Genomic DNA, 24,682 nt, shown 5'->3' with positions numbered 1-24,682 from the left:
GTTCTATGACCCATCATTTAAAATCGCGTGACATCATCGCGCTGGGCTTTATGACTTTTGCGCTGTTCGTCGGCGCAGGTAATATCATTTTTCCTCCCATGGTTGGCTTGCAGGCGGGTGAACACGTCTGGATGGCGGCGTTTGGCTTCCTGATTACGGCTGTGGGTTTGCCGGTGCTTACCGTTGTCGCACTCGCGAAAGTGGGCGGTGGCGTGGATAGCCTCAGCGCACCGATTGGCAAAGTGGCCGGTGTGTTACTGGCGGTTGTGTGCTACCTGGCCATCGGGCCGCTGTTTGCAACGCCACGGACCGCGACGGTCTCCTTTGAAGTCGGTATCGCGCCGTTGACCGGTGACGGTCCGCTGCCGCTGCTGATTTACAGCGTGGTGTACTTCGCGATTGTCATTCTGGTGTCGCTCTATCCCGGTAAATTGCTGGATACCGTCGGCAATTTCCTTGCTCCGCTGAAAATTCTGGCGCTGATTGTGCTGGCGGTTGCCGCTGTGATTTGGCCTGCGGGTCCGATCAGCGATGCCATGGACGCTTATAAGAATGCGGCGTTCTCGAACGGTTTCGTTAACGGCTATCTGACGATGGATACGTTGGGCGCTATGGCGTTCGGTATTGTTATCGTCAACGCCGCGCGCTCTCGCGGCGTGACCGAAGCGCGACTGTTGACGCGGTATACCGTCTGGGCTGGCCTGATGGCCGGCGCGGGCCTGGCACTGCTGTATCTGGCGCTGTTCCGTCTGGGTTCTGATAGCGCATCTCTGGTCGATCAGAGCGCGAACGGTGCCGCGATTCTGCATGCTTACGTTCAGCACACCTTTGGTGGCGCGGGCAGCTTCATGCTGGCGATTCTGATTTTCCTGGCGTGTCTGGTCACGGCCGTTGGCCTGACCTGCGCCTGTGCAGAGTTCTTTGCGCAGTACGTTCCACTCTCTTATCGCACGCTGGTGTTTATCCTCGGCGGCTTTTCGATGGCGGTTTCTAACCTGGGGCTGAGCCACCTGATTCAGGTCTCTATCCCGGTGCTGACCGCGATTTATCCGCCATGTATCGTTCTGGTGGTGTTGAGCTTCACCCGCCCGTGGTGGAACAATTCCTCCCGAATTATTGCGCCTGCCATGTTTATCAGCTTTATTTTTGGTATCCTTGACGGGATTAAAGCGTCGGCTATTGGCGGTATACTTCCGGCCTGGACTCAGCGTTTACCGCTGTCAGAGCAGGGACTGGCCTGGTTAATGCCTTCCGTTGTGGCACTGATTCTGGCGATTATCTGGGATCGAGCAGCAGGGCGGCAGGTTACTTCCAGCGCGCATTAATCAATCACAAATTGTTTAACCACGGGGCTTATGGCCCCGTGGTTTTTTGTTTTTTTCGTGTTGAATGGCAAGATTTAAATGGAAAGCACTAACAAATTAAAACGTGGATTGAGCACCCGCCATATTCGCTTTATGGCGCTGGGTTCCGCGATCGGAACGGGTCTTTTTTATGGCTCAGCAGATGCCATCAAAATGGCCGGCCCGAGCGTCCTGCTGGCCTATATTATCGGCGGCGTGGCGGCGTATATCATTATGCGCGCGCTGGGCGAGATGTCGGTTCACAACCCTTCTGCCAGCTCATTTTCTCGCTATGCGCAGGAAAACTTAGGCCCGTTGGCGGGCTATATCACCGGTTGGACCTACTGTTTCGAAATCCTGATTGTGGCGATTGCCGACGTGACGGCCTTTGGCATTTATATGGGCGTCTGGTTCCCGCTGGTGCCGCACTGGATATGGGTGTTGAGCGTGGTGCTGATCATCTGTGGCGTCAACCTGATGAGCGTTAAGGTATTTGGTGAGCTGGAGTTTTGGTTCTCCTTCTTCAAAGTCGCGACGATTATCATCATGATTGCTGCCGGTTTTGGCATCATTATCTGGGGCATTGGTAACGGCGGACAGCCGACTGGGATCCATAATCTGTGGACCAACGGCGGCTTCTTTAGCAATGGCTGGCTCGGGATGGTGATGTCGCTGCAAATGGTGATGTTTGCCTATGGCGGTATCGAGATTATCGGGATCACCGCCGGTGAAGCGAAAGACCCGGAGAAATCCATTCCGCGCGCGATTAACTCCGTGCCGATGCGCATTCTGGTGTTCTACGTGGGAACGCTGTTTGTGATTATGTCCATTTACCCATGGAATCAGGTGGGCACCAACGGCAGTCCGTTTGTCCTCACTTTCCAGCATTTGGGCATTGCGTTCGCGGCCAGCATTCTTAACTTTGTGGTGCTGACGGCGTCATTTTCGGCCATCAACAGCGATGTATTTGGCGTGGGACGCATGCTCCACGGCATGGTGGAGCAGGGGAACGCCCCGAAAGTGTTCGCCAAAACGTCGCGTCGCGGTACGCCGTGGGTCACCGTGCTGGTGATGACCGTTGCGCTGCTGCTCTCGGTTTATCTGAACTACATCATGCCGGAAAACGTCTTCCTGGTGATTGCGTCACTGGCGACCTTTGCGACGGTATGGGTGTGGATTATGATTTTGCTGTCGCAGATTGCGTTCCGCCGCCGTCTGCCGCCTGAAGAGGTGAAAGCGCTGAAATTCAAAGTACCGGGCGGCGTGCCAACGACGGTGGTTGGCCTGATCTTCCTGGTCTTTATTATCGGCCTGATTGGTTACCATCCGGATACGCGTATTTCGCTGTATGTCGGCTTTGCCTGGATCGCGCTGCTGCTGATCGGTTGGGTGTTTAAACGCCGCCGCGAGCGTCAGTTAGCACAAGCATAAAGACACGTGCCCGACCTCCGTCGGGCATTTTTTCTCCTCCCCCATCCTCCTCCCCCAATAAACCGTTTCATGATGAGTGATCCTCCACTACGCTGTGGCAAGGTGGCCTCAATTTCATTAAAGGGGATTCGTGATGTTGAACGCCTGGCACCTTCCGGTTGCCCCATTTGTTAAGCAAAACAACGATAAACTGATGATAACGCTATGGCTGACGGGTGAAAATCAGCCACTGCGCGTCACGCTGCGCGCTGAAGTCGACAACGAAGAAACGTCGCTACCGATGCATAAACAGCGCAGTCAGCCACAGCCTGGCGTCACGGCGTGGCGGGCAACACTCGATTTACGCTCCGGCCAGCCGCGACGCCGCTACAGCTTTAAGCTGCTGTGGAATAACCGCCAGCTGTGGTTCACCCCGCAAGGATTTAGCCATTTCCCGCCGACCCGAATGGAACAGTTCGCCGTCGATTATCCGGACAAGGGTCCGCAGTGGGTTAACGATCAGGTCTTTTACCAAATCTTTCCCGACCGGTTTGCGCGCAGCGAAGCGCGGACGTCTGAGCAGGATAAGGTCTATTACCATCACGCCGCAGGGCACGACATTATTCGTAAAGCGTGGGATGAGCCGCTGACCGCTCAGGCGGGCGGATCGACGTTTTACGGCGGCGATCTGGATGGGATCAGCGAGAAACTGCCGTATCTGAAAAAGCTGGGCGTAACCGCGCTGTATCTTAATCCGGTATTCAAAGCACCCAGCGTGCACAAATACGACACCGAAGATTATCGCCACGTTGATGAACAGTTTGGCGGTGATGAAGCCCTGCTGCGCCTGCGAGAAAACACGCGACGTGAGGGAATGCGTTTGATTCTGGACGGCGTGTTCAACCATAGCGGCGATTCCCACGCCTGGTTTGACCGCCACAATCAAACGATGGGCGGCGCGTGTCACAACCCGGATTCACCGCAGCGGGACTGGTATAGCTTTAGCGATGATGGCCATGCGCTTGACTGGCTGGGATATGCCAGCCTGCCGAAACTGGATTTCCAGTCGCCGTCATTAGTCGACGAGATTTACGGCGGGGACGACAGCATCGTGCGCCACTGGCTGAAAGCGCCGTGGAATATGGACGGCTGGCGTCTGGACGTGGTGCATATGCTGGGTGAGGACGGCGGAGCGCGGAATAACATTCAGCATGTTACCGGCATCACCCAGTCCGCAAAGGCCGCCAATCCAGATGCGTTTGTGTTTGGCGAGCATTTTAGCGATGCGCGTCAGTGGTTACAGGCGGATGCGGAAGATTCGGCGATGAACTATCGCGGCTTTACGTTCCCGTTATGGGGATTTCTCGCCAACACCGATATTTCGTACGATCCGCAGCTGATTGACGCGGAAATATGTATCAAGTGGATGGATAACTACCGCGCCAACCTGTCACATCAGCAGCAGTTACGGATGTTTAACCAGCTGGATAGCCATGATACCGCGCGTTTTAAATCGTTACTCGGTAAAGACGTGGCGCGTTTGCCGCTGGCGGTGACCTGGCTGTTTACCTGGCCGGGCGTGCCGTGCATTTACTACGGTGATGAAGTCGGGCTGGACGGCAACAACGATCCGTTCTGTCGCAAGACCTTCCCGTGGGATCCGGACAAGCAGGATAAAAACCTGTTTGCGCTTTATCAACGGCTGGCGAAACTGCGTAAGCACAGTCAGGCGCTGCGTTACGGGGGATGTCAGGTGGTGTATGCCCACGCTAACGTGGTGGTGTTTGCGCGTGTGTATAATCAGCAGCGCGTGCTGGTGGCAATTAACCGCGGTGAGGCGTGTGAAGTGGTGCTGGACGATTCGCCGTTGCTCAACGTTGAGCGCTGGCTGCTGAAAGAGGGTAAAGCGGATCTGCAAGAAGGTGTGCTTTCTTTACCTGCGATTTCTGCGTCGGTGTGGTTTGGTAATTAGCGATTCTACGGTTTTGCATAACAGACACAAAAAAGCCCGCATCAGCGGGCTTTTTTCGTAAACAGTCTAAATGATTACAGGCTGGATACGTTCTCAGACAGGTATTTTGCCACGCCGTCTGGAGACGCGTTCATACCTTCTTTGCCTTTTTCCCACTGAGCCGGGCACACTTCGCCGTGCTCTTCGTGGAACTGCAGCGCGTCAACCATGCGCAGCATTTCGTCAACGTTACGACCCAGTGGCAGATCGTTCACGACCTGGTGACGAACGATGCCGTTTGCGTCAATCAGGAAAGAACCGCGCAGTGCAACGCCAGCGTCCGGATGTTCGATACCGTAAGCCTGCTGGATTTCGCGTTTGATGTCCGCAACCATTGCGTATTTCACTGCACCGATGCCGCCTTTGTCGACAGGGGTGTTACGCCATGCGTTGTGTACAAACTCAGAGTCGAAGGAAACACCCACAACTTCAACGCCACGTTTCTGGAATTCTTCGTAACGTTTGTCGAATGCGATCAGTTCAGACGGGCAAACGAAGGTGAAATCCATCGGCCAGAAGAACAGGACGGTCGCTTTACCGTTGGTGTGCTGTTTGAAATTGAAGTTTTCAACGATTTCACCGTTGCCCAGAACTGCTGCAGCTGTAAAATCCGGAGCCGGACGAGTTACCAGAACCATGTGATTCTCCTGTAGTGACTAAGGTTATTTTGGAACGCAACGCGGGCCATTATAGAGAGGGATTGCGATTAAGACAAAGAGGCGTGAGCAATCGTTCAACGAGCTTTTACCTATCAATCGCGTCTCTATTACAGTTGTTTGTTTTTCGCTTGCACCATCATGCGCGGATAGAACTGCCAGAAGCGGCTCTCCAGTGCCTCATAATGGGTGTCTAAGTCCTGCCAGGAGTCACGAAGCGCATCCAGACGCGGGCGGCGACTCGCCATTCCATTCAGCACCCGCTGGATAAACTCCATCTCGCGATAGCGCTCCAGCCAGCGTTCCGACCACAGGTATTCGTTCAGATTGACGAAGCGCGGCGGTGAGTCCGGTAAAATCATCGCGACCTGGGAGTGGGCGTAACGCACAAATTCCGGTAACGGCATCTCAGGCGAAAGCTGCGCCCAGTGACGCGACAGAAAATGATCCCACATCACGTCCAGCGTGATCGGCGCGACGCGACGCGTCTCGGGGCGGAACCACTCTTTGGCCTCTTTCACTTCGGGCAGATTATCGGTCAGCACATCAATGCGGCGATGCATGAAAATACCGTCCACCACATCGGCGGGATACGCTTGCGTGGGGTTGCCGCGCACAAAATCAGCCAGCAGATTGCCGGAAAGTGAGCTGTCCGCGAGATGGGCGAGGTGCAGGTGTGCGAGAAAATTCATGCGTTTTAGTGTCCGATTACGGCTAGGTGTTGCAGCAAAGAGGCGCGAGCACTAGACTAAGCCGCCTGTTTTTAAGTCACGAGTATAAGTCATGCGCGTCGCCGATTTCTCCTTTGAATTACCTGAATCCCTGATTGCCCACTATCCGCAGCCTGAGCGCAGTGGTTGCCGCTTGCTGTCGCTGGACGGGCCAACGGGCGCGCTGACGCACGGTACTTTCACCGATTTACTCGACAAGCTCAACCCCGGTGATTTGCTGGTCTTTAACAATACCCGCGTGATCCCGGCGCGTCTGTTTGGCCGCAAAGCCAGCGGTGGCAAGATTGAAGTGCTGGTCGAGCGTATGCTCGATGACAAACGTATTCTGGCACATATTCGCGCATCCAAAGCGCCAAAGCCGGGGGCGGAACTGCTGCTGGGCGATGACGAAAGCATTAATGCCACCATGGTCGCCCGTCACGATGCGTTGTTCGAAGTGGAGTTTAATGACGAGCGTCCCGTACTGGATATTCTGAACGCTATCGGCCATATGCCGCTGCCGCCTTACATCGACCGCCCGGATGAAGACGCAGACCGTGAGCTTTATCAGACCGTTTACAGCCAGAAGCCAGGCGCAGTAGCCGCGCCAACGGCGGGGCTGCATTTTGATGAGCCGCTTCTGGAAAGACTGCGCGAAAAAGGCATCGAAATGGCCTTTGTAACGCTACATGTCGGCGCGGGGACGTTCCAGCCGGTGCGTGTGGACACTATTGAAGATCACATTATGCACTCCGAATATGCCGAAGTGCCGCAGGATGTGGTTGATGCGGTGCTGGCCGCCAAAGCGCGCGGCAACCGCGTGATCGCCGTGGGAACCACGTCGGTGCGTTCGCTCGAAAGTGCGGCCCAGGCGGCCAAAAAAGATCTGATCGAGCCGTTCTTTGGCGACACGCAAATCTTTATTTACCCGGGCTATCAATACACCGTGATTGATGCACTGGTGACCAATTTCCATCTGCCTGAATCGACTTTGATTATGCTGGTTTCCGCGTTTGCGGGTTATCAGCATACAATGAATGCGTACAAGGCTGCGGTAGAGCAAAATTATCGCTTTTTTAGCTACGGGGACGCGATGTTTATCACGTACAATCCGCAGGCTTTGAATGAGCGTGTCGGGGAATAAGTCCGCGGCACATAAACTTCTCGGCATATGACGAGAAATTGCGTTGGACTGTTTTTCTGACGCCGGAGAAAAAATGAAATTTGAACTCGATACCACCGACGGAGGCGCTCGTCGCGGTCGCCTGGTGTTTGATCGCGGCGTGGTCGAAACGCCAGCATTTATGCCTGTGGGCACTTACGGCACCGTAAAAGGGATGACGCCGGAAGAAGTTGAAGCCACAGGCGCGCAGATTATCCTCGGTAACACCTTCCACCTGTGGCTGCGCCCGGGCCAGGAAGTGATGAAGCTGCACGGCGACTTGCATGATTTTATGCAGTGGAAAGGCCCAATCCTAACTGATTCCGGCGGCTTCCAGGTCTTCAGCCTCGGTGATATTCGCAAGATCACTGAAAAGGGTGTGCACTTCCGCAATCCGATCAACGGCGATCCTATTTTCCTCGATCCAGAAAAATCGATGGAGATTCAGTACGATCTCGGTTCCGATATCGTCATGATCTTCGACGAATGTACGCCTTACCCGGCGGACTGGGATTACGCGAAGCGTTCGATGGAAATGTCCCTGCGCTGGGCGCAGCGCAGCCGTGACCGTTTTGACTCCCTTGAAAACAAAAATGCGCTGTTCGGCATTATTCAGGGCAGTGTTTACGAAGATTTACGTGATATCTCGGTTAAAGGTCTGGTAGAGATAGGTTTTGATGGCTACGCTGTCGGCGGTTTGGCTGTGGGTGAGCCAAAGGAAGACATGCACCGTATTCTGGAGCATGTTTGCCCGCAAATCCCTGAAGACAAACCACGATACCTGATGGGCGTAGGCAAACCAGAAGATCTGGTTGAAGGTGTACGTCGCGGCATTGATATGTTCGATTGCGTTATGCCAACCCGTAACGCGCGTAACGGACATCTTTTTGTGACCGATGGCGTGGTGAAAATTCGTAATGCGAAGCATAAAAGCGATACCAGTACGCTTGACGCCGAGTGTGATTGCTATACCTGTCGTCACTATTCTCGCGCGTATCTTTATCATCTCGATCGTTGCAATGAGATTTTAGGGGCGCGTCTTAATACCATTCATAATCTTCGTTATTATCAGCGCTTAATGGCTGGTTTACGTAAGGCTATCGAAGAGGGTAAATTAGAGAGCTTCGTAACTGATTTTTACCAACGTCAGGGACGTGATGTTCCACCTTTGAACGTTGACTAATTTTATAAATGAGGGAATTTGAATGAGCTTTTTTATTTCTGATGCGGTAGCAGCAACAGGCGCTCCGTCGCAGGGCAGCCCGATGTCTCTGATTCTGATGCTGGCGGTGTTTGGTCTGATTTTCTATTTCATGATCTTGCGTCCACAGCAGAAACGTACCAAAGAACACAAAAACCTGATGAGCTCCATCGCGAAAGGTGATGAAGTTCTGACCAACGGCGGTCTGGTCGGTCGCGTAACGAAAGTAGCTGAAACTGGCTATATCTCTATTGCGCTGAACGACACCACTGAAGTGGTTATCAAACGTGACTTTGTCGCTGCCGTACTGCCTAAAGGCACTATGAAAGCGCTGTAATCTAACTTCTCCCAAAGGGAACTGCCGTGTTAAACCGTTATCCTTTGTGGAAGTACATCATGCTGGTCGTCGTGATTATCGTCGGCCTGCTGTACGCGCTTCCCAACCTGTATGGTGAGGATCCGGCTGTTCAAATCACTGGCGCGCGCGGTGTCGCCGCCAGTGAGCAAACGCTGATCCAGGTCCAGAACACTTTACAACAAGAAAAAATTACCGCTAAGTCTGTGGCACTGGAAGAGGGCGCTATTCTTGCTCGCTTCGACACCACCGACACGCAGCTCCGCGCCCGTGAAGCGCTGGTGAGCGTGCTGGGTGATAAATATGTCGTGGCGTTGAACCTTGCTCCTGCAACCCCGCGTTGGTTAGCCTCTATCAATGCAGAGCCGATGAAACTCGGTCTTGATCTGCGTGGTGGCGTTCACTTCCTGATGGAAGTGGATATGGATACCGCGCTTGGTAAACTGCAGGAACAGAATATGGACGGCCTGCGCAGCGATCTGCGCGAAAAAGGCATTCCTTACACCACCGTGCGTAAGGAAGATAACTACGGAATGAGCATCACGTTCCGTGATGCTGCCGCTCGCGATCAGGCGGTGGATTATCTCTCTACACGTCACCGCGATCTGGTGATTTCACGTCAGGGTAGCAACCAGCTGCGTGCCGTGATGACCGATGCCCGTCTGAGCGAAGCGCGTGAATATGCGGTACAGCAGAACATCAATATCCTGCGTAACCGTGTAAACCAGCTTGGTGTTGCGGAGCCGCTGGTACAGCGCCAGGGTTCAGACCGTATCGTGGTAGAACTGCCGGGTATCCAGGACACTGCGCGCGCTAAAGAAATTTTGGGTGCGACAGCGACACTGGAATTCCGTCTGGTGAATACCAATGTGGACCAATCTGCCGCGGCGTCTGGTCGTGTGCCTGGTGATTCCGAAGTGAAAGAAACGCGTGAAGGCCAGCCTGTTGTGCTGTACAAGCGTGTGATTCTCACCGGTGACCACATTACTGACTCCACGTCTAATCAGGACGAATACAACCAGCCGCAGGTTAACATCTCGCTTGATAGCGCGGGTGGTAACATCATGTCGAACTTCACCAAGGATAACATCGGTAAACCGATGGCGACCTTATTCGTGGAGTACAAAGACAGCGGTAAGAAAGATGCTAACGGTCGTGCAATCCTGGTGAAAGAGGAAGAGGTGATTAACGTCGCCAATATCCAGTCTCGCCTGGGTAACAGCTTCCGTATTACCGGCATCAGTAACCCGAACGAAGCGCGTCAGCTCTCTCTGCTGCTGCGTGCCGGTGCGCTGATTGCGCCTATTCAGATCGTTGAAGAACGTACCATTGGTCCAACGCTGGGGATGCAGAACATCACTCAGGGCCTGGAAGCGTGTCTGGCAGGTCTGGCGGTTTCGATTCTCTTCATGCTGTTCTTCTATAAGAAGTTTGGCCTGATTGCGACCACCGCGCTGATCGCAAACCTGGTATTGATCATCGGCATTATGTCCCTGCTGCCAGGGGCGACGCTGACCATGCCGGGTATTGCAGGTATCGTTCTCACCCTTGCGGTGGCGGTCGACGCCAACGTACTGATAAACGAACGTATCAAAGAAGAGTTGAGCAACGGTCGCTCCGTACAACAAGCGATCGACGAAGGCTATAAAGGCGCTTTCAGCTCCATCTTCGATGCAAACGTAACAACACTGATTAAGGTTCTTATCCTGTATGCAGTGGGGACTGGCGCAATCAAAGGCTTTGCTATTACAACCGGTATCGGTGTGGCAACGTCAATGTTTACCGCTATTGTCGGCACCCGTGCCATCGTGAACCTGCTGTATGGCGGCAAGCGCGTCAAAAAGCTGTCTATCTGAGGAGTGCGTTGTGGCACAGGAATATACTGTTGAACAATTGAACCACGGCCGTAAAGTCTGGGACTTTATGCGCTGGGACTACTGGGCTTTCGGCATTTCAGGTTTTCTGCTGATTGTCTCGATTGCCATCATTGGCGTCCGCGGTTTTAACTGGGGTCTTGATTTCACCGGTGGTACGGTGATTGAAATCACGCTGGAAAAACCGGCTGATATGGATCAAATGCGCGAAGCGCTGCAGAAGGCGGGCTTTGAAGAGCCGCAGTTGCAGAACTTCGGTAGCAGCCGCGACATCATGGTGCGTATGCCTCCGGTTCACGATGCCAACGGCAGCCAGGAACTGGGAAGCAAGGTCGTTAACGTGATTAACGAAGCGACCAGCCAGGATGCGACCGTTAAGCGTATCGAATTCGTCGGCCCGAGCGTCGGTGCGGATCTGGCGCAAAACGGTGCCATGGCTCTGCTGGTGGCGCTGATTTCCATTCTGGTGTACGTCGGTTTTCGCTTCGAGTGGCGTCTTGCTGCGGGTGTGGTTATCTCACTGGCGCACGACGTGGTCATTACCATGGGCGTGCTGTCGCTGTTCCATATTGAGGTCGACCTGACGATTGTGGCATCTCTGATGTCGGTTATCGGTTACTCACTGAACGACAGTATCGTGGTATCGGACCGTATTCGTGAGAACTTCCGTAAGATCCGTCGCGGTACGCCGTATGAAATCTTTAACGTTTCACTGACTCAAACGCTGCATCGTACGTTGATCACATCCGGCACGACCTTGATGGTTATCCTGATGCTGTTCCTCTTCGGTGGCCCGATTCTGGAAGGCTTCTCGCTGACCATGCTGATCGGTGTTTCCATCGGTACGGCGTCCTCAATCTACGTCGCGTCCGCGCTGGCGTTGAAACTGGGTATGAAGCGTGAGCACCTGATCCAGCAGAAAGTTGAGAAGGAAGGGGCGGATCAGCCGTCTATCCTGCCGTAACGGCAACAGCATTCTGACAATGAAATCCCGGTCGTAAGGCCGGGATTTTTTATGTACGGTATTCAGACTGTTAGCCGATCTCCTTCACTCAATCATAATGGTGGAGTTGGATTCGACAAATAAAAAAGCCAGCATAGCTGGCTTTTTTATCTTCGAGGCGCGAGGCCGATTAAGCGAAGCGCACTCAAGCGCTACCGGGATTAGAAGTTGTAACCTACAACCAGGTAACCACCCCAACCGGTAGAACGGACGCTGAAATCACCGTTACCGAAGTTCAGGCTCGCATCGTCGTTCCACTGGCCGCCGTTGTGCCAGTAACGCGCAACCACTGAGTAATGCCAGTGATCGTAGTTCAGGGCCAGAATGTGGCTGGATGCGATAGAGTCGTTAGTACGTGCTTTTTTACCGTTCAGATCGCGGAAGTCGTTGTCGCCCAGATCGGAACCCCAATCGAAGTTGGTGAAACCGATGTAGCTCAGGTTACCGCCCCACAGCTGGGTGATAGGCACAAAGTATTTCACTTTGAAACGGTAGCCATCCCACTCGTTCTCGTTTGCTGCGCCGTAGTTCTGCCACTGGTATTTCGCATATACGTTCATTGACAGGCTCATCGGCAGACCGGTGTCGATGTCAGTACCCAGACCCATGTACCAGGTGCTCTGGCGACCGGAAGCGTTGCGACCCATATCGTAAATATAGTTGTTCGCGATATACCACTCTTTAAATGGACCGAAGCTCAGATCTGCGCCTGTCAGCTTGTCGATAGAGAAGCGCGGTTCGATTTCCATGAACAGTGGAGAACCATGGTTCCAGATACCTTTCGCTTCGGTGTTACCACCGAAGAATACTGGCGCATCCATGTAACCATAGAAATCAAACCAGTCTTTCTTAGCGAAAGCTTCATATTCCAGATAGGTATCGTTACGGATTTGCGGCCCAAAACGGGTGTGGTAGCTACCCACTACGTTAACGCTCTGATGCCACCAGTCGGAAACATACTCAGGTTTTGCGTTCTCTGCTGCGTTAACAGCGAAAGAAGAGGAAAGTGCCAGCGCTGCACCGGCTGCTAATAATGTTTTTTTCATAATCATGCCACTGATTGAAATTCCCTTCCGGGAGTGAAAAATGCGCGATTTGCGTTTCAAAATATTTCGTGTTTCTGCGGAGCCTATTATAGGAATCCTTGCTCACAAAAATATGTGTTGTTTCACATATCTCTCATTCACGTAATCGATTGCGTTCACGTTTGCGTACTTTAAACGGCGGGGATTGTAATGGCAAACCGATAAGTTGCCAATCTTTGCGGAAGGGAAGGAAGGGGAGCGAAACGCGTGACACGCGTTTCGCTAAAAAGGATTACTGAACGACAGGCTGGATATCATGGATGCGGATGAAACCTAATTGATCGGGCGTAATGCCGCTCAATTGCAGCGGGATATCCACGTCGCTCGGCGCCAGCACGCTTGCTGGGGCGTTAATGAGCTGGTTTTTCACGTTCACTTCCTGGAAGCTTTCGGTGGTTCCCTGAATTTGCCCCCATTCTACGGTGCCGCTAAACGCAGGCAGCGGATCGTTAGATTCGCCCTGAATACGCAAGGTAGCGCTTGTCCCCTCCGCATTTGGCGCAATATTTACCAGAGACATTTTCAGCGTACCGACCTGGCTTTGCAGACGCGCTGGCGTGTTAGCACCGGGTAACAGATAAACACCGCTGCTGGATTTGGCATTCAGCGCATTTTGCTGGGTGATCTTTACCGTTTCCTGGTTCAGTTTCGTCATTGCGCTGTTAAGCGTACTGACGCTTTGCTTCATTTGACGGACTTCGCTTTGCTGTGCGCAGGCGCTTAGCGTGAAGAGACTTCCCAGCGCAAGTATTCTTAGGTAACGTCTTGTCATTGCGTTTATTTCCATAAAAATAACGGATTATCGTAATGGTAGTCAGTAAGATGCCGTCTGGTATAGATCCTTTATCTCAAAAAGCGCTCTTCCTTTGTTGTCAGCCCAGTTCGGGTTAAAATAGAGTTCAGTTAACCAGATAGTCAGGACACCGTATGCATTGCCCATTCTGTTCCGCCGTGGATACCAAAGTAATCGACTCTCGTCTCGTAGGGGAAGGCTCCTCTGTACGCCGTCGTCGGCAGTGCCTGGTCTGCAACGAACGTTTTACGACTTTTGAAGTGGCGGAGCTGGTGATGCCGCGCGTCGTGAAAAGTAATGACGTGCGCGAGCCGTTTAACGAAGAAAAACTGCGCAAAGGGATGTTGAAAGCACTGGAAAAACGGCCAGTCAGCGCAGATGACGTTGAAATGGCGTTGAATCACATCAAATCGTATTTGCGTGGGACCGGCGAACGCGAGGTGCCGAGCAAAATGATCGGTAATCTGGTCATGGAGCAATTGAAAAAGCTCGATAAAGTGGCCTACATCCGCTTCGCGTCTGTCTATCGCAGCTTCGAAGATATCAAAGAATTTGGCGAAGAGATCGCCCGTCTACAGGATTAAGCGCATGCAGGATGAGATTTACATGGCGCGCGCGCTGAAGCTGGCGCAGCGTGGACGGTTCACAACCCATCCCAATCCTAACGTTGGCTGCGTTATCGTCAAAGACGGCGTAATTGTCGGCGAAGGATTCCACTATCGCGCCGGTGAACCTCATGCCGAAGTCCACGCTTTGCGTATGGCGGGCGAAAAGGCGCGGGGTGCCACGGCCTATGTCACGCTTGAACCCTGTAGCCATCATGGACGAACGCCGCCATGCTGCGAGGCGCTGATTGATGCAGGCGTGGCGCGCGTTGTCGCTGCGATGCAAGATCCCAATCCTCAGGTTGCCGGACGCGGCCTGTATCGCCTGCAGCAGGAAGGGATCGACGTCAGCCATGGCTTGATGATGGCTGATACCGAAGCGCTGAATAAGGGCTTCCTCAAACGCATGCGTACCGGTTTCCCCTATATTCAGTTGAAGCTCGGTGCTTCGCTTGATGGCCGAACGGCGATGGCAAACGGTGAAAGCCAGTGGATCACCTCACCGCAATCAAGGCGCGATGTGCAACGTCTGCGTGCGCAAAGCCATGCTATTCTCACCAGCAGCGAAACGGTTTTGGCCGATGATCCTGCCATGACCGTGCGCTGGGACGAACTGAATCAGGATACGCAGGCGCTTTATCCGCAAGAGAATTTGCGTCAGCCGCTGCGAATTGTGCTTGATAGCCAGAACCGCGTCACCCCTGCGCATCGTATCGTGCAGCAACCCGGTGAAACGCTTTTCGCGCGCACAAAAGAAGACGATCGCCAGTGGCCAGAACATGTGCGCAGCATTATGGTGCCGGAACACAAAGGCCATCTCGATTTAGTCGTCCTGATGATGTTGCTCGGCAAACAGCAGGTTAACAGTATCTGGGTTGAGGCGGGTCCGACGCTTGCGGGCGCACTATTGCAGGCCGGGCTGGTGGATGAACTGATCGTCTACGTTGCGCCTAAATTGTTAGGTCACGAGGCGCGTGGCTTGTTTGCTCTGCCTGGCCTCGAAAAACTGGCTGATTCGCCGCAACTCAAATTCAGTGACATTCGCCCGGTCGGTCCGGATGTTTGTCTGCATTTAACACCTTTGTAATGCCTTCCGAAATAGGGAAGCAGTACGCGAAGTATTATGATAAAATCCGCCCCCCTGCGGGGCCAAATGAACCCGTAAAGGAAGAGTATGAACATTATTGAAGCTGCTGTTGCTACCCCGGACGCTCGCGTCGCCATCACCATTGCGCGTTTCAACAACTTCATCAACGACAGCCTGCTGGACGGTGCGATTGACGCACTGAAACGTATTGGCCAGGTGAAAGACGAAAACATTACCGTTGTTTGGGTTCCAGGTGCTTACGAACTGCCGTTGGCAGCGGGCGCTTTGGCGAAAACCGGTAAATACGACGCGGTGGTTGCACTGGGTACGGTTATTCGCGGCGGCACTGCTCACTTCGAATACGTTGCGGGTGGTGCAAGTAATGGTCTGGCGCACGTTGCACAGGAAGCTGAAATTCCTGTCGCTTTCGGCGTGCTGACCACTGAAAGTATTGAACAAGCCATTGAACGTGCCGGCACCAAAGCTGGCAATAAAGGTTCAGAAGCTGCACTGACTGCGCTTGAAATGATCAACGTATTGAAAGCCATTAAGGCCTGATTTTTGTAAGGGGAAATCCGTGAAACCTGCTGCTCGTCGCCGCGCCCGTGAGTGTGCTGTCCAGGCACTCTACTCCTGGCAGTTGTCCCAGAACGACATCGCTGATGTCGAATACCAGTTCCTGGCGGAACAAGACGTCAAAGACGTTGATGTCCTGTACTTCCGTGAACTGCTGTCGGGAGTGGCGACTAATAGCGCGTATCTCGATGGTCTGATGAAGCCGTACCTGTCCCGTCTGCTCGAAGAGCTGGGCCAGGTTGAGAAAGCGGTGCTGCGCATTGCGCTGTTCGAGCTGGCTAAACGTGATGATGTGCCCTATAAAGTGGCGATCAACGAAGCGATCGAACTGGCGAAAACCTTCGGCGCTGAAGACAGCCACAAGTTTGTGAACGGCGTGCTGGATAAAGCCGCACCTGCGATCCGTCCCCGTAAAAAGTGATCCGTAAGCCGGAGGTCTGCGTTGCCGTTGGGCTGCGTGGGCTCCGGTTTTTCTTTTCTTTGCTGAGGCATAACGTATGGCTTGCGGCGAATTCTCCCTGATTGCCCGTTATTTTGACCGTGTCCGAACCTCTCGTCTTGATGTTGAAACCGGTATCGGCGATGACTGCGCACTGCTTAATATTCCTGAAAAACAGACGCTTGCGATCAGCACCGACACCTTAGTGTGTGGGCGCCACTTTCTCGCGGATATCAATCCAGCCGATCTGGCCTACAAAGCGCTGGCGGTCAACGTGAGCGATCTGGCAGCGATGGGGGCCGATCCGGCGTGGTTAACGCTGGCTCTGACGTTACCCAACGTGGATGAAGCCTGGCTCGAAGCGTTTAGCGACGCGCTGTTTGACCAGCTCAATTATTACGATATGCAGCTGATTGGCGGTGATACGACGGCCGGTCCACTGTCGATGACGCTGGCGATCCACGGCTATGTGCCCGTTGGCCGTGCGCTGAAACGCTCGGGAGCGAAACCCGGAGACTGGATTTATGTCACCGGTACGCCGGGCGACAGTGCGGCGGGGCTGGCCATTTTGCAGGACCGTTTAACGGTGAGCGACGCGGCTGACGCGGCGTATCTGGTGAAGCGTCATTTGCGCCCAACGCCGCGTATTTTACACGGTCAGGCACTGCGCGATCGCGCCAACTCGGCCATCGATCTCTCCGATGGTTTGATCTCTGATTTAGGCCATATCCTGAAAGCCAGCGGCGTGGGCGCGCGTGTGGATCTGGATGCGTTCCCACTGTCAGAACAGCTTCGCCGACACGTTGAACCTGAGCAGGCACTGCGCTGGGCGCTTTCCGGTGGCGAAGATTATGAGCTGTGCTTCACCGTGCCGGAACTCAATCGTGGCACGCTGGATGTCGCGCTGAATAATCTTGGCGCGCCGTTTACCTGTATTGGACAAATTCTTCCGGAGAGTGAAGGGCTGCAGTTTGCCCGCAACGGTGCGCCCGTTACGCTCGACTGGAAAGGTTACGATCACTTCGCGTAATACATTGCGGCCAATCAATCCCCTCTCTCTTTGGAGAGGGGAGCAACATGCACGACGGTTATTTAAATCCCACCACCGGATGTGGCTGATACGGCGTTTCGAGTTCAGCGATTTGCTCAGGTGTCAGCGTTAAATCCACCGCATTCAGTAACTCATCTAGCTGTTCTTCTCGCGATGTGCCGATAATTGGCGCGGCGACGCCGCGTTTGCTGAGCAGCCACGCCAGCGCGACCTGGGCACGCGTTGCGCCCGTATCTTCCGCAATGGCAGCCAGACGCTCAGCGATCTGGGCATCGCTGGTTTCAGTATCGTTGTACAGTTTTTTACCGACCTCATCGGAAACAGAACGGGCGGTCGTTTCGCCCCACGGGCGGGTTAGACGTCCGCGCGCCAGCGGGCTCCACGGGATAACCGCCACGCCTTCCTGATAGCACAGCGGTAGCATTTCACGTTCTTCTTCGCGATAGATAAGATTGTAGTGATCCTGCATGGTGACAAATCGTGCCCAGCCATGCTGCGCCTGAAGATTGAGCGCTTCGGCAAACTGGGAGGCATGCATAGATGACGCGCCGATATAACGCGCCTTACCGGCTTTCACCACGTCATTCAGCGCTTCAAGGGTTTCTTCAATTGGCGTGTTGTAATCCCAGCGGTGGATTTGCAGGAGATCGACATGATCCATGTTCAGGCGTCTCAGGCTGTCGTCAATGGACTGGAGGATCTGCGCACGCGAAAGACCTTCGCGTAATTCACCTGATGGATAGTAAACCTTGGTGGCTACCACCACATCTTCGCGGCGGGCGAAATCCCGCAGCGCACGGCCCACGATCTCCTCGCTGCTCCCGTCAGAATAGCTGTTCGCCGTATCAAAAAAGTTAATCCCGCCCTCGAGGGCGCGTTTGATGATGAGACGGCTACTCTCTTCCGGCAGCGTCCAGGCGTGATTCCCCCGGTCAGGCTCGCCAAATGTCATACATCCCAGACAAAGACGGGAAACCTTAAGGTCTGTTTTTCCTAATGTATTGTATTGCATGGTTCCACTCCTGCTGTTCACTTAAAAAATTACCTTTAAGCATAGCAGGAGCGGAAAGGGGAGGGATTAGGCGAGCCAGGTGCGGATTTTTGCTTCAATTCCCGCGGCATCAAGACCAATCTCCGCGCGGGCTTCGTCCTGCGTGCCCTGCGGAATAAAGCGATCGGGCAGACCGAGATTGAGTACCGGAACCGGCTTGCGATTCGCCATCAGCACTTCGTTCACGCCGCTGCCCGCGCCGCCCATAATGGCGTTTTCCTCGAGCGTAATCAGCACTTCATGGCGGGTGGCCATTTCCAGAATCAACGTTTCGTCGAGCGGTTTGACGAAGCGCATATCCACGAGCGTCGCGTTCATCGACTCGGCGACTTTTGCCGCTTCTGGCATTAGCGTCCCGAAATTCAGAATCGCCAGCTTTTCACCGTGACGTTTCACGATACCTTTGCCAATCGGCATTTTGGTCAGCGGTTCCAGCTCGACACCCACGGCGTTGCCGCGCGGATAACGTACTGCGCTTGGGCCATCCTGATAGTGATAGCCGGTGAACAGCATCTGACGGCATTCGTTCTCGTCGCTCGGCGTCATGACCACCATATCGGGCACACAGCGCAGGAAGGAGAGATCAAACGCGCCCTGGTGTGTCTGGCCGTCGGCACCGACAATACCGGCGCGATCGATAGCAAACAATACCGGCAGTTTCTGGATCGCGACATCATGGATCACCTGATCGTACGCGCGCTGCAGGAAGGTCGAATAGATCGCCACAATCGGTTTATAGCCACCAATCGCCAGACCTGCGGCGAATGTCACCGCGTGCTGTTCAGCAATCGCGACGTCAAAATACTGATCCGGGTATTTTTTGGAAAATTCCACCATGCCGGAGCCTTCGCGCATGGCGGGCGTTACGGCCATCAGCTTGTTGTCTTTGGCCGCCGTTTCACACAGCCAGTCGCCAAAGATTTTAGAATAGCTCGGCATACCGCCGCTGCTTTTCGGCAGACAGCCGCTGGTGGGATCGAATTTTGGCACGGCGTGGAAAGTGATCGGATCTTTTTCCGCTGGTTCGTAGCCACGCCCTTTTTTCGTCATGATGTGCAGGAACTGCGGACCTTTCAGGTCGCGCATGTTTTTGAGCGTCGTGACCAGGCCAAGCACATCGTGCCCGTCAACCGGGCCGATATAGTTAAAGCCCAGCTCTTCAAACAGCGTGCCCGGCACCACCATGCCTTTAATGTGTTCTTCAGTGCGTTTGAGCAGTTCTTTGATCGGCGGTACGCCGGAGAAGACTTTTTTGCCGCCTTCGCGCAGGGTGGAGTAAAGCTTGCCGGACAACAGTTGTGCCAGGTGATTGTTCAGCGCACCAACGTTCTCGGAGATCGACATTTCGTTGTCGTTGAGAATCACCAGCATATCCGGCTTGATGTCACCGGCATGGTTCATCGCTTCAAACGCCATGCCCGCGGTGATCGCGCCATCGCCAATCACGCATACGGTGCGGCGCTGTTTATTCTCTTTCTCCGCGGCAACGGCGATGCCGATGCCCGCAGAAATAGAGGTTGAGGAGTGTCCCACGCTTAACACGTCGAATTCGCTCTCACCGCGCCACGGGAACGGATGCAGGCCGCCTTTCTGGCGAATTGTGCCGATTTTATCGCGACGTCCGGTCAAAATTTTGTGGGGATAAGCCTGATGCCCGACGTCCCAGATCAACTGATCGAACGGGGTGTTATAGACGTAGTGAAGCGCCACGGTCAGCTCCACCGTGCCAAGTCCGGAGGCGAAATGTCCGCTGGAACGACTCACGCTGTCGAGCAAGTAGCGACGTAATTCGTCACTCAGCTTTGGCAGGCTCTCTTTCGGCAACAGACGTAACTCCTGGGTGGAGTCAACCAACGCCAGTGTCGGGTATTTGGCAATATCAAAACTCATCAAAGGCTCATCGAGAAAGTGTGTTTATTTATCACGCTGGATTATGTAGTCCGCTAGCGCTTCCAGTGCCGAGGTATCAAGTGACTGTGCAGCCAGCGCATTCAGCGACTGGCGAGCATCATCAATTAGATCCCGGGCTTTTTGTTGGGCTTGCTCAAGGCCCAGTAGGGCGGGATAGGTACTTTTGCCAAGTTGCTGATCCGCTCCCTGACGTTTTCCCAATGTTGCAGTATCGCCCACCACATCCAGAATGTCATCCTGTACCTGGAACGCGAGGCCGATACTCTCAGCGTAACGATCCAGAATGGGCAAGGCTTTGCGGCCTCGTTCACCGGCGCTCAGCGCACCCAGACGAACGGCTGCGCGAATCAACGCGCCAGTTTTATGGCGATGAATACGCTCAAGCTGTTCCAGATTAACCTGATGCCCTTCGGCCTCAAGATCCAGCGCTTGTCCGCCGCACATCCCGGCGACGCCGCTGGCCATTGCCAGCTCAGACACCATTGCAAGACGGTCGCGATCGGCCACTTCGATCATCGGCGTATCGCTTAAAATGGAGAACGCCAGCGTTTGTAGTGCATCGCCCGCCAGAATCGCATTCGCCTCGCCAAACTTAATGTGGCAGGTTGGCTGACCGCGACGCAGATCGTCGTCGTCCATGGCTGGTAAATCATCATGAATGAGCGAATAAGCGTGAATACATTCAACGGCGGCGGCGGGTGCATCCAGGGTGTTGGTGCTGATGCCAAACATATTTCCCGTCGCGTACACTAAAAACGGGCGCAAGCGCTTTCCACCTAAGAGTGCGCCATAGTGCATGGCGGCAACCAGAGGAGTGTTCTGAAAAGGCTGTGGCTCAATAAAACGGCGCAACGCATCGTTGGCACGCTCAACACACGCCTGAAGCTCTGTGGAAAAATCCATTTACTCAGCGTCCGGTGTGAAAGGCGTTGGGGCGGCATCTTCGCTGTCGGAAAGCAGGATCTGCACGCGTTGTTCCGCCTGTTGCAGCTTGACCTGCCCCTGGCGCGCAAGCTGTACGCCGCGTTCGAATTCATTGAGCGCATCTTCCAGCGGGAGATCGCCGCTTTCCAGACGGTTCACAATCTGTTCCAGTTCATTCAGCGCAGTTTCAAAACTGGCGGGGGCGTCATTTTTCTTCGGCATAGTGAATATTGACTCTCATATTTTAAGCCCCGCCATGGTAACGGACTCGGGACAATTATCAAATAACGCGCAATGTGCACAGGAGCGTCGCGATGGTGGTATACTCCTGCGCCTGGATGCAACCACGGGTGTGGGTTGCTGTCTCTTTCCATCACAAGCCTTTGCGGGCTTGCCAACGAAACATTGCCGCCATGAAGTTTATCATTAAATTGTTCCCGGAAATCACCATCAAAAGCCAATCTGTGCGTTTGCGCTTTATTAAAATGCTGACCGGAAACATTCGAAACGTATTAAAAGAGTATGAAGAAACGCTCGCGATTGTGCGCCATTGGGATCACATTGAAGTGCGCGCCAAAGACGAAAGCCAACGTCTGGATATCCGCGATGCGCTGACGCGTATTCCGGGGATTCACCACATTCTTGACGTCGAAGATGTGCCGTTCACCTCGCTTCACGATATCTTCGAAAAAGCGCTGGAACAGTTCCGCGCTGAAGTTGAAGGTAAATCGTTCTGCGTGCGCGTCAAGCGTCGCGGCAAGCATGAATTCACCTCTATTGAAGCCGAACGCTATATTGGCGGCGGTTTAAATCAGCATATTGAATCCGCGCGCGTAAAACTGACGCGTCCAGACGTGACCGTCAATCTCGAAATCGAGAACGATCGCCTGCTGCTGGTAAAAGGCCGCTACGAAGGCATCGGCGGCTACCCTATCGGTACCCAGGAAGATGTGCTGTCGCTGATCTCCGGCGGTTTTGACTCCGGCGTGTCCAGCTACATGCTGATGCGTCGCGGCTGCCGCGTGCACTACTGCTTCTTTAACCTCGGCGGCGCTGCGCATGAAATCGGCGTGCGTCAGGTGGCGCATTATCTGTGGAAGCGCTTTGGCAGCTCCCATCGCGTGCGTTTTGTCGCAATTAACTTTGAACCGGTTGTCGGCGAAATCCTCGAAAAAGTGGACGACGGCCAGATGGGCGTGGTGCTGAAGCGCATGATGGTGCGTGCGGCCTCTCAGGTGGCAGAGCGCTACGGCGTACAGGCGCTGGTGACCGGCGAAGCGCTGGGCCAGGTCTCCAGCCAGACGCTCACCAACCTGCGTTTGATCGACAACGTGTCCGATACGCTGATTCTGCGTCCGCTGATTTCTCACGACAAAGAACATATCATTGATATGGCGCGTGAAATCGGTACCGAAGACTTTGCCCGTACCATGCCGGAATACTGCGGCGTGATCTCGAAAAGCCCAACGGTGAAAGCGGTGAAGGCGAAAATCGAAGCCGAAGAGCAGAACTTTGATTTTGCGATTCTCGATAAAGTTGTCGCCGAAGCCACTAACGTGGATATCCGTGAAATCGCGACCCAGACCGCGCAGGACGTGGTTGAAGTCGAAACCGTCAGCGGTTTCAGCGCAAATGACGTGATTCTGGATATTCGCTCTGTTGATGAACAGGATGCCAGCCCGCTGAAAGTAGACGGCGTCGAGGTGATGTCTCTGCCTTTCTACAAGCTGAGCACCAGGTTCGGCGATCTCCAGCAGGATAAAACCTATCTTTTGTGGTGTGAGCGCGGCGTGATGAGTCGTTTGCAGGCGCTGTATCTGCGCGAGCAGGGCTTTGCCAATGTGAAGGTGTATCGCCCGTAACCGGCTTTATTCCTCGCAGATCAAAAACGGCAACCTCAGGGTTGCCGTTTCGTTTTTCTGACTGGCGAAATTCATCACGAGCCGTAGTAATTATAAATTCCCGCAGCGATCACCAGGGATGACGCCACCTCGTGCGCTTTTTCACGCCCAACTACCAGGTCGATAATCTTGAGCGCAAAATCAATCGACGTGCCAGGACCCTGGCTGGTCAGCAGGTTAACGCGGGGATCCCATACAACGCGTTTATCCACCCACTGCTCTTCCGGAATGTGGTCTTTGAGCGTCGGGAAACCAGTCATATTCCCGACCGGGAAGAGCTGATGCGGCACCAGCACGGTTGCGGCCGAAGCGCAAATAGCGGCCACAATTCGGCCCGACAGGTGAAATTGTCTGACTGTTTCAACCAGCAGCGGGCTGTCACGGAAACACTCCGCGCCTTTCAGTCCGCCAGGCAGCACAATCACGTCATAGTCACCGTCTGCCACTTCGACCAGCGGGGCATCCGCCAAAATCTTTACGCCGCGCGAGCAGGTGATGGTCAGATTGCCATCGCTGGCGACGCTTGCCGTTGTGACGGCAATTCCTGCGCGAACCAGTAAATCAATCGTGGTCACTGCTTCTGTTTCTTCGCTACCAGGGGCGAGGCAAATCAGTGCCGACGCGCTCATACTCACTCTCCTTACGTTTAACCATGTCATACAGGCGGATATTTTCCGGCACGCTGATGCCGTGTGCGCGGGCGCGTTTAAGCAGGTAACCTGTGATGTAGTCGATCTCCGTGTGCCGCAATGCGCGAACGTCCTGCAGCATTGACGAGATGTTCTCAGCCGTACTGCCGATGACCTGCTCGACGTAATAGCGAACGTCTTCTGCCGAGGTATGGATGCCTTCGCGCTCCATCACGGCGGCGACCTCAGCGCAAAGCGCTGCAACCTCTTCAGGATGGTTTTTAAGCTCGCCGTTTGGACAATCCCACAGCGCGGTAAGCGGATTAATCACGCAGCTGACCGCCAGCTTGCGCCACAGTTGCGGGCGGATTGTGTTGTACCAGGCCACATCTGGAAGCACATTCTGCAGAACGTCCGCCAGATAACTGTAATCGCCATTCTGCTCGCGAGCCGGCCCCATATGCGTCACGCCGCTAGCGACGTGAACAATGATGTTGCCATCGCGCCGCGCCGCGTGGGTGGTAATGGCCATCAGCAGTGGCTGAGGAATGTTTTTAAGCTCATCAATCGTGCCCATACCGTTATGTAAGAGCAAAATGGGCGTGGTGTGAGGAAGCGTTGCGCTGAGCGCCTTTACCGCGTCCGACACCTGCCACGCTTTTAACGTCACCAGCAGAAGATCGCTTTGTGCCAGAAAATCGGGATCGTTAGCGATGAGAGACTCGTTGAAAATACTCCCGTCTTCACCAATCAGATTTACACTGCAATACGGTTGCGGCACGCGTAGCCAACCTTGCACCTCATGTCCATGTTTGCACAGTGCGGTAAGCCAAAGTTGTCCCAGGGCCCCGCATCCGAGCACAGTAATTTTCATTGTTCCTCCTCACCTGCAACTGCGCCAGGTG

The 24,682-nt window shown here is 54.1% G+C and carries 24 protein-coding genes; 14 read left to right on the top strand and 10 right to left on the bottom strand.

From position 1 onward, the window contains the following. The first annotated feature begins 5 nt into the window (after positions 1 to 5). The 3 genes from brnQ to malZ all read left to right on the top strand — a co-directional run bounded on the left by brnQ (position 6) and on the right by malZ (position 4,725). Positions 6 to 1,325: a branched-chain amino acid transporter carrier protein BrnQ gene (gene brnQ / locus ACKI5T_RS04125; RefSeq protein WP_012016274.1), complete on the top strand. Its 1,320-nt coding sequence runs from the start codon at positions 6 to 8 to the stop codon at positions 1,323 to 1,325. Between the two features lie 78 nt (positions 1,326 to 1,403). Next, positions 1,404 to 2,774 carry a proline-specific permease ProY gene (gene proY, locus ACKI5T_RS04120; protein ID WP_059177872.1) on the top strand — a complete coding sequence of 457 codons (1,371 nt, stop codon included), beginning with the start codon at positions 1,404 to 1,406 and terminating at the stop codon, positions 2,772 to 2,774. A gap of 133 nt (positions 2,775 to 2,907) precedes the next feature. Further along, positions 2,908 to 4,725 (top strand): maltodextrin glucosidase, encoded by a 1,818-nt coding sequence (gene malZ / locus ACKI5T_RS04115; RefSeq protein WP_407435731.1) that lies wholly within the window; start codon positions 2,908 to 2,910, stop codon positions 4,723 to 4,725. 74 nt (positions 4,726 to 4,799) lie between these two features. Here the strand turns inward: malZ and ACKI5T_RS04110 are convergent, their stop codons facing one another. Together ACKI5T_RS04110 and acpH are read right to left on the bottom strand one after the other, a co-directional pair. Further along, complete coding sequence (locus ACKI5T_RS04110) at positions 4,800 to 5,402, bottom strand: peroxiredoxin (protein ID WP_012016277.1); 603 nt, start codon at positions 5,400 to 5,402, stop codon at positions 4,800 to 4,802. Positions 5,403 to 5,530: 128 nt separating this feature from the next. Beyond that, entirely contained in the window at positions 5,531 to 6,112 is a 582-nt protein-coding gene (gene acpH, locus ACKI5T_RS04105; protein ID WP_407435728.1) for an ACP phosphodiesterase, read from the bottom strand. Between the two features lie 91 nt (positions 6,113 to 6,203). Here acpH and queA point away from each other — a divergent pair, with 91 nt between their 5' ends. The 5 genes from queA (at position 6,204) to secF (ending at position 11,686) form a co-directional block, all read left to right on the top strand. Beyond that, positions 6,204 to 7,274, top strand: a complete 1,071-nt coding sequence (gene queA, locus ACKI5T_RS04100) for a tRNA preQ1(34) S-adenosylmethionine ribosyltransferase-isomerase QueA (RefSeq protein WP_407435726.1) — start codon at positions 6,204 to 6,206, stop codon at positions 7,272 to 7,274. A 73-nt stretch (positions 7,275 to 7,347) separates the two neighbouring features. After that, the gene (gene tgt / locus ACKI5T_RS04095; protein ID WP_407435724.1) at positions 7,348 to 8,475 is read left to right on the top strand and encodes a tRNA guanosine(34) transglycosylase Tgt; all 1,128 of its coding nucleotides are present in this window, start codon (positions 7,348 to 7,350) and stop codon (positions 8,473 to 8,475) included. A 22-nt stretch (positions 8,476 to 8,497) separates the two neighbouring features. Continuing rightward, the gene (gene yajC, locus ACKI5T_RS04090; RefSeq protein WP_012016281.1) at positions 8,498 to 8,830 is read left to right on the top strand and encodes a preprotein translocase subunit YajC; all 333 of its coding nucleotides are present in this window, start codon (positions 8,498 to 8,500) and stop codon (positions 8,828 to 8,830) included. Positions 8,831 to 8,856: 26 nt separating this feature from the next. Next, a complete protein-coding gene (gene secD, locus ACKI5T_RS04085; RefSeq protein WP_012016282.1) occupies positions 8,857 to 10,704 on the top strand; it encodes a protein translocase subunit SecD in 1,848 nt (615 codons plus the stop codon). A gap of 10 nt (positions 10,705 to 10,714) precedes the next feature. Continuing rightward, positions 10,715 to 11,686 (top strand): protein translocase subunit SecF, encoded by a 972-nt coding sequence (secF, locus tag ACKI5T_RS04080; RefSeq protein WP_012016283.1) that lies wholly within the window; start codon positions 10,715 to 10,717, stop codon positions 11,684 to 11,686. A 200-nt stretch (positions 11,687 to 11,886) separates the two neighbouring features. Here the strand turns inward: secF and ACKI5T_RS04075 are convergent, their stop codons facing one another. Then, the gene (locus tag ACKI5T_RS04075; protein WP_407435721.1) at positions 11,887 to 12,771 is read right to left on the bottom strand and encodes a nucleoside-specific channel-forming protein Tsx; all 885 of its coding nucleotides are present in this window, start codon (positions 12,769 to 12,771) and stop codon (positions 11,887 to 11,889) included. 271 nt (positions 12,772 to 13,042) lie between these two features. Next, positions 13,043 to 13,582 carry a DUF3251 domain-containing protein gene (locus ACKI5T_RS04070; RefSeq protein WP_041689303.1) on the bottom strand — a complete coding sequence of 180 codons (540 nt, stop codon included), beginning with the start codon at positions 13,580 to 13,582 and terminating at the stop codon, positions 13,043 to 13,045. A 155-nt stretch (positions 13,583 to 13,737) separates the two neighbouring features. On the opposite strand from ACKI5T_RS04070, the gene nrdR reads away from it, so the two are divergent. From nrdR to thiL, 5 genes are all read left to right on the top strand, one after another. Next, the gene (gene nrdR, locus ACKI5T_RS04065; RefSeq protein ID WP_012016286.1) at positions 13,738 to 14,187 is read left to right on the top strand and encodes a transcriptional regulator NrdR; all 450 of its coding nucleotides are present in this window, start codon (positions 13,738 to 13,740) and stop codon (positions 14,185 to 14,187) included. A 4-nt stretch (positions 14,188 to 14,191) separates the two neighbouring features. Then, positions 14,192 to 15,295: a bifunctional diaminohydroxyphosphoribosylaminopyrimidine deaminase/5-amino-6-(5-phosphoribosylamino)uracil reductase RibD gene (gene ribD / locus ACKI5T_RS04060; RefSeq protein WP_407435719.1), complete on the top strand. Its 1,104-nt coding sequence runs from the start codon at positions 14,192 to 14,194 to the stop codon at positions 15,293 to 15,295. A gap of 87 nt (positions 15,296 to 15,382) precedes the next feature. Continuing rightward, positions 15,383 to 15,853, top strand: coding sequence for a 6,7-dimethyl-8-ribityllumazine synthase (gene ribE / locus ACKI5T_RS04055; protein WP_407435717.1), 471 nt, complete (start codon positions 15,383 to 15,385; stop codon positions 15,851 to 15,853). Positions 15,854 to 15,872: 19 nt separating this feature from the next. Further along, entirely contained in the window at positions 15,873 to 16,292 is a 420-nt protein-coding gene (gene nusB / locus ACKI5T_RS04050) for a transcription antitermination factor NusB (protein WP_012016289.1), read from the top strand. Between the two features lie 76 nt (positions 16,293 to 16,368). Then, positions 16,369 to 17,340, top strand: a complete 972-nt coding sequence (gene thiL, locus ACKI5T_RS04045; protein ID WP_235134850.1) for a thiamine-phosphate kinase — start codon at positions 16,369 to 16,371, stop codon at positions 17,338 to 17,340. Positions 17,341 to 17,398: 58 nt separating this feature from the next. Here the strand turns inward: thiL and ACKI5T_RS04040 are convergent, their stop codons facing one another. The 4 genes from ACKI5T_RS04040 to xseB form a co-directional block, all read right to left on the bottom strand. Beyond that, positions 17,399 to 18,373: an aldo/keto reductase gene (locus tag ACKI5T_RS04040; RefSeq protein WP_407435714.1), complete on the bottom strand. Its 975-nt coding sequence runs from the start codon at positions 18,371 to 18,373 to the stop codon at positions 17,399 to 17,401. Between the two features lie 66 nt (positions 18,374 to 18,439). After that, entirely contained in the window at positions 18,440 to 20,302 is a 1,863-nt protein-coding gene (gene dxs / locus ACKI5T_RS04035) for a 1-deoxy-D-xylulose-5-phosphate synthase (protein ID WP_407435712.1), read from the bottom strand. Positions 20,303 to 20,326: 24 nt separating this feature from the next. Then, positions 20,327 to 21,226, bottom strand: coding sequence for a (2E,6E)-farnesyl diphosphate synthase (gene ispA / locus ACKI5T_RS04030; protein WP_407435711.1), 900 nt, complete (start codon positions 21,224 to 21,226; stop codon positions 20,327 to 20,329). Further along, positions 21,227 to 21,469: an exodeoxyribonuclease VII small subunit gene (gene xseB / locus ACKI5T_RS04025; protein WP_012016294.1), complete on the bottom strand. Its 243-nt coding sequence runs from the start codon at positions 21,467 to 21,469 to the stop codon at positions 21,227 to 21,229. 191 nt (positions 21,470 to 21,660) lie between these two features. Between xseB and thiI the strand changes: the two genes are divergently transcribed. After that, positions 21,661 to 23,109 carry a tRNA uracil 4-sulfurtransferase ThiI gene (thiI, locus tag ACKI5T_RS04020; RefSeq protein ID WP_407435709.1) on the top strand — a complete coding sequence of 483 codons (1,449 nt, stop codon included), beginning with the start codon at positions 21,661 to 21,663 and terminating at the stop codon, positions 23,107 to 23,109. Between the two features lie 74 nt (positions 23,110 to 23,183). Here thiI and yajL read toward each other — a convergent pair whose 3' ends face one another. Further along, the gene (yajL, locus tag ACKI5T_RS04015) at positions 23,184 to 23,777 is read right to left on the bottom strand and encodes a protein deglycase YajL (protein ID WP_407435707.1); all 594 of its coding nucleotides are present in this window, start codon (positions 23,775 to 23,777) and stop codon (positions 23,184 to 23,186) included. After that, positions 23,740 to 24,651 (bottom strand): 2-dehydropantoate 2-reductase, encoded by a 912-nt coding sequence (gene panE, locus ACKI5T_RS04010; RefSeq protein WP_407435705.1) that lies wholly within the window; start codon positions 24,649 to 24,651, stop codon positions 23,740 to 23,742. Before panE ends, yajL begins: the two co-directional genes overlap by 38 nt. Positions 24,652 to 24,682: the final 31 nt, after the last annotated feature.

Origin of the sequence: Lelliottia sp., from assembly GCF_045627565.1 — a bacterium.
Classification (GTDB): Bacteria; Pseudomonadota; Gammaproteobacteria; order Enterobacterales; family Enterobacteriaceae; genus Enterobacter.
This window is presented reverse-complemented; position numbering and strand designations above follow the sequence as displayed.